Source organism: Leuconostoc fallax KCTC 3537, from assembly GCF_000165675.1.
Lineage (GTDB): Bacteria > Bacillota > Bacilli > Lactobacillales > Lactobacillaceae > Leuconostoc_B > Leuconostoc_B fallax.
The window spans coordinates 1-5,479 of sequence record NZ_AEIZ01000004.1 but is presented as its reverse complement, the minus strand read 5'-3'; the positions used below and the strand labels follow the sequence as shown (position 1 = coordinate 5,479).

At 48.3% G+C, this 5,479-nt stretch carries 1 tRNA gene and 3 rRNA genes; all 4 read right to left on the bottom strand.

The annotated features are described in order from the left end of the window. Positions 1-12: 12 nt before the first annotated feature. Positions 13-129, bottom strand: a 5S ribosomal RNA gene (gene rrf, locus LEUFL_RS0101140). Positions 130-205: 76 nt separating this feature from the next. After that, a 23S ribosomal RNA gene (locus LEUFL_RS0101135) occupies positions 206-3,114 on the bottom strand. A 200-nt stretch (positions 3,115-3,314) separates the two neighbouring features. Further along, positions 3,315-3,387 (bottom strand) — tRNA-Ala (locus tag LEUFL_RS0101130). Positions 3,388-3,499: 112 nt separating this feature from the next. Continuing rightward, positions 3,500-5,066, bottom strand: a 16S ribosomal RNA gene (locus LEUFL_RS0101125). The 16S, 23S and 5S rRNA genes sit together here with 1 tRNA gene alongside, the layout of an rRNA operon. Positions 5,067-5,479 lie beyond the last annotated feature (413 nt).

The following is a 5,479-nucleotide window of genomic DNA, read 5'->3' as shown; positions in this document are numbered from 1 at the left end:
TTGCTATGTACGGCATCGCATCGTCCTATCCTCGCAGGAAGCGATCCTCCAACTACTTTTGGCGCTATAGAGCTTAACTTCTGTGTTCGGAATGGGTACAGGTGTATCCTCTATGCTATCAATACGACACCTTGAGTGATCAACACTCAAAACTAAATAGTAACTTATTCTTTTCTCTTTCTTGAACCACTCATTGGACTTTGCTTTGGTTAAGTCCTCGACCTATTAGTACTAGTCCGCTTCACACTTCACAGCGCTGCCACTTCTAGCCTATCTACCTCATCTTCTCTAAGGGGTCTTACTTCTTTCGAATGGGAAATCTCATCTCGAGGCGAGTTTCACACTTAGATGCTTTCAGCGTTTATCTCATCCATACGTAGCTACCCAGCTATGCCCTTGGCAGAACAACTGGTACACCAGCGGTATGTCCATCCCGGTCCTCTCGTACTAAGGACAGCTCCTCTCAAATTTCCTGCGCCCGCGACGGATAGGGACCGAACTGTCTCACGACGTTCTGAACCCAGCTCGCGTACCGCTTTAATGGGCGAACAGCCCAACCCTTGGGACCGACTACAGCCCCAGGATGCGATGAGCCGACATCGAGGTGCCAAACCTCCCCGTCGATGTGGACTCTTGGGGGAGATGAGCCTGTTATCCCCAGGGTAGCTTTTATCCGTTGAGCGATGGCCCTTCCATGCGGAACCACCGGATCACTAAGTCCTACTTTCGTACCTGCTCGAGTTGTAGCTCTCGCAGTCAAGCTTGCTTGTGCCTTTACACGCTACGAATGATTTCCAACCATTCTGAGCAAACCTTTGAGCGCCTCCGTTACCTTTTAGGAGGCGACCGCCCCAGTCAAACTGCCCGCCAGACACTGTCTTCGACCACGATTAGTGGCCAGAGTTAGAGTGGTCATACAACGAGGGTAGTATCCCATCTTTTGACTCCACCGAAACTAGCGTTCCGGTTTCTACGTCTCCTACCTATTCTGTACAAGCAGCACAAACACTCAATATCAAGCTACAGTAAAGCTCCATGGGGTCTTTCCGTCCTGTCGCGGGTAACCCGCATCTTCACGGGTATTTAAATTTCACCGAGTCCCTCGTTGAGACAGTGCCCAGATCGTTACGCCTTTCGTGCGGGTCGGAACTTACCCGACAAGGAATTTCGCTACCTTAGGACCGTTATAGTTACGGCCGCCGTTTACTGGGGCTTCAATTCGCACCTTCGCCGAAGCTAAGCACTCCTTTTAACCTTCCAGCACCGGGCAGGCGTCAGCCCCTATACTTCATCTTACGATTTTGCAGAAACCTGTGTTTTTGATAAACAGTCGCCTGGGCCTATTCACTGCGGCTGACCGAAGTCAGCACCCCTTCTCCCGAAGTTACGGGGTCATTTTGCCGAGTTCCTTAACGAGGGTTCTCTCGCTCACCTTAGTATTCTCTACTCGACTACCTGTGTCGGTTTGCGGTACGGGCAACCTAATACTCCCTAGAAGCTTTTCTCGGCAGTGTGACATCACAGACTTCTCTACTTTATTTCGATCCGCATCATAGCTTGTCCTAACAGTCAAAAGCATTTCACTCTTCACTAGACTTACTATTTACACGCACTTTTCCAACCGTGCGCTTCTGTTAGCCTCCTGCGTCCCTCCATCGGTGATAACGCATTAGCATTGGTACAGGAATCTCAACCTGTTATCCATCGACTACGCCTCTCGGCCTCGCCTTAGGTCCCGACTAACCCTGGGTGGACGAGCCTTCCCCAGGAAACCTTAGTCATTCGGTGGACAGGATTCTCACCTGTCTTTCGCTACTCATACCGGCATTCTCACTTGTATACGCTCCAGCAGTCCTCACGGTCTACCTTCATTGCCTATACAACGCTCTCCTATCGCGTACTTTAAAGTACACCCGCAGTTTCGGTAATATGTTTAGCCCCGGTACATTTTCCGCGCAAAGGCACTCGACTAGTGAGCTATTACGCACTCTTTAAATGGTGGCTGCTTCTAAGCCAACATCCTAGTTGTCTATGCACTTTCACATCGTTTTCCACTTAACATATATTTAGGGACCTTAACTGGCGATCTGGGCTGTTCCCCTTTCGACGATGGATCTTATCACTCACCGTCTGACTCCCATACATACATATCTGGCATTCGGAGTTTATCAAACTTTGGTAACCCGAGATGGGCCCCTAGGCTTAACAGTGCTCTACCTCCAGTATGCTTATTATGAGGCTAGCCCTAAAGCTATTTCGGAGAGAACCAGCTATCTCCAGGTTCGTTTGGAATTTCACCGCTACCCACAGTTCATCCGAGCATTTTTTAACATGCACCGGTTCGGACCTCCAGTAAGTTTTACCTCACCTTCATCCTGACCATGGGTAGGTCACCTGGTTTCGGGTCTACAGCATCGTACTATTCGCGCTATTCACACTCGCTTTCGCTGCGGCTCCGGTCTTTCCACCTTAACCTCGCACGATACCGTAACTCGCCGGTTCATTCTACAAAAGGCACGCCATCACTCATTAACGAGCTCTGACTTCTTGTAGGCGTCATGGTTTCAGGAACTATTTCACTCCCCTTCCGGGGTGCTTTTCACCTTTCCCTCACGGTACTGGTTCACTATCGGTCACTAGGGAGTATTTAGCCTTGGGAGATGGTCCTCCCGGATTCCGACCGGATTTCACGTGTCCGGCCGTACTCAGGATCCTGTCTAGAGGTAATCATATTTCGGTTACGGGATTATCACCCTCTTTGATCAAGCTTCCCAACTTGTTCACCTATATCATTACTTGGTAACTCAACGACAGTCCTACAACCCCAACATGCAAGCATGCTGGTTTGGGCTCTTCCCACTTCGCTCGCCGCTACTATGGGAATCGATTTTTCTTTCTGCTCCTGCTGCTAATGAGATGTTTCAGTTCACAGCGTATTCCTCTAATACACTATGTATTCATGTATTAGTAACATCCTAAGATGTTAGGTTTCCCCATTCGGAAATCTCCGGATCATAGCGTACTTACCGCTCCCCGAAGCTTATCGTAGTTAGTCACGTCCTTCATCGGCTCCTAGTGCCAAGGCATCCACCATGCGCCCTTATTAACTTAACCGGATAACACCTCACAGTGCTATCGATCAGTTTATGAGTTGGTTGCTTTAACACAACCTGCGATTAAACCGTTCTTTATTAAAGAACTTGATGTTGTTTCTCGGTTCAATTTTTTTGATATCTTTCGATATCTTTCAAAAAAGAATTTGTTACTATTCAGTTTTCAATGTTCATCACGCCAACATCTTACGACATCGGCTATGGAGAATAGCGGGATCGAACCGCTGACCCCCTGCTTGCAAAGCAGGTGCTCTCCCAGCTGAGCTAATTCCCCATAGGCATTCTTGACTATGATACCTATTTAAAAGTACCACACTCAAAACTAAACAAAACTTTTGATTACAAATTTGACATTTAAGTCAGCGTCGGTTTCCGTTTATCCTTAGAAAGGAGGTGATCCAGCCGCAGGTTCTCCTACGGCTACCTTGTTACGACTTCACCCTAATCATCTGTCCCACCTTAGACGGCTACCTCCCGAAGGTTAGCCCACCGGCTTTGGGTGTTACAAACTCTCATGGTGTGACGGGCGGTGTGTACAAGACCCGGGAACGTATTCACCGCGGCATGCTGATCCGCGATTACTAGCGATTCCGACTTCATGTAGTCGAGTTGCAGACTACAATCCGAACTGAGACGTACTTTAAGAGATTAGCTTACCGTCGCCGGTTCGCAACTCGTTGTATACGCCATTGTAGCACGTGTGTAGCCCAGGTCATAAGGGGCATGATGATCTGACGTCATCCCCGCCTTCCTCCGGTTTGTCACCGGCAGTCTGTCTAGAGTGCCCAACTAAATGCTGGCAACTAAACATAAGGGTTGCGCTCGTTGCGGGACTTAACCCAACATCTCACGACACGAGCTGACGACGACCATGCACCACCTGTCACTTTGTCTCCGAAGAGAACAATATTATCTCTAACATCTTCAAAGGATGTCAAGACCTGGTAAGGTTCTTCGCGTTGCTTCGAATTAAACCACATGCTCCACCGCTTGTGCGGGTCCCCGTCAATTCCTTTGAGTTTCAACCTTGCGGTCGTACTCCCCAGGCGGAGTGCTTAATGCGTTAGCTCCGGCACTAAGAGGCGGAAACCTCCTAACACCTAGCACTCATCGTTTACGGTGTGGACTACCAGGGTATCTAATCCTGTTTGCTACCCACACTTTCGAGCCTCAACGTCAGTTACAGTCCAGCAAGCCGCCTTCGCCACTGGTGTTCTTCCATATATCTACGCATTCCACCGCTACACATGGAGTTCCACTTGCCTCTACTGCACTCAAGTTCGCCAGTTTCCAAAGCCATTCCACAGTTGAGCTGTGGGCTTTCACTTCAGACTTAACGAACCGTCTGCGCTCGCTTTACGCCCAATAAATCCGGATAACGCTCGGGACATACGTATTACCGCGGCTGCTGGCACGTATTTAGCCGTCCCTTTCTGGTATGGTACCGTCACATTAACATCATTTCCTACATTAACTATTCTTCCCATACAACAGTGCTTTACGACCCGAAAGCCTTCATCACACACGCGGCGTTGCTCCATCAGGCTTGCGCCCATTGTGGAAGATTCCCTACTGCAGCCTCCCGTAGGAGTTTGGGCCGTGTCTCAGTCCCAATGTGGCCGATCAGTCTCTCAACTCGGCTATGCATCATCGTCTTGGTAAGCCTTTACCTCACCAACTAACTAATGCACCGCGGATCCATCTCTAAGTGAGGCCGAAGCCCCTTTTAAACACACTTCATGCGAAATGCGTTGTTATACGGTATTAGCATCTGTTTCCAAATGTTATCCCCTGCTTAGAGGCAGGTTGTCCACGTGTTACTCACCCGTTCGCCACTCTAGCCATATGCTTTACGTCTCACCGAAGTGATCAGGTCCGCGACTAGCGTTCGACTTGCATGTATTAGGCACGCCGCCAGCGTTCATCCTGAGCCAGGATCAAACTCTCATTTTAAAAGTTTGAAGATTGCTCTTCAATGTTAACTGACTTGCTATATTGCTATAGCGTATCCGTTTATTGTTTGTTACGAATTGACTTCGCAAATTGTTTCTTTACACTATTTCGTAAAATAGTGACCCGACACATTTGTTTATCAAAGTTTTGTTCAGTTTTCAATGTGCTACCTGACATCTTGCGATGTCGTTGTTTCCTTACGAAACAACTTTTATATCTTACCATCTAATCAAACGCTTGTCAACACCTTTTTGAAATGTTTTTGCATTTCTTGGTGCGCCCTAGTCGCTCAATCCGTTGGCCTGCTTGACGTTTCCGCCAAACAACATATATTACTATACCAACCCTGTGCGCTACCGTCAACACCTTTTTTCCCTTTTTTCGCCCTTTTTACCCCCTTTTCTTTTTTACTT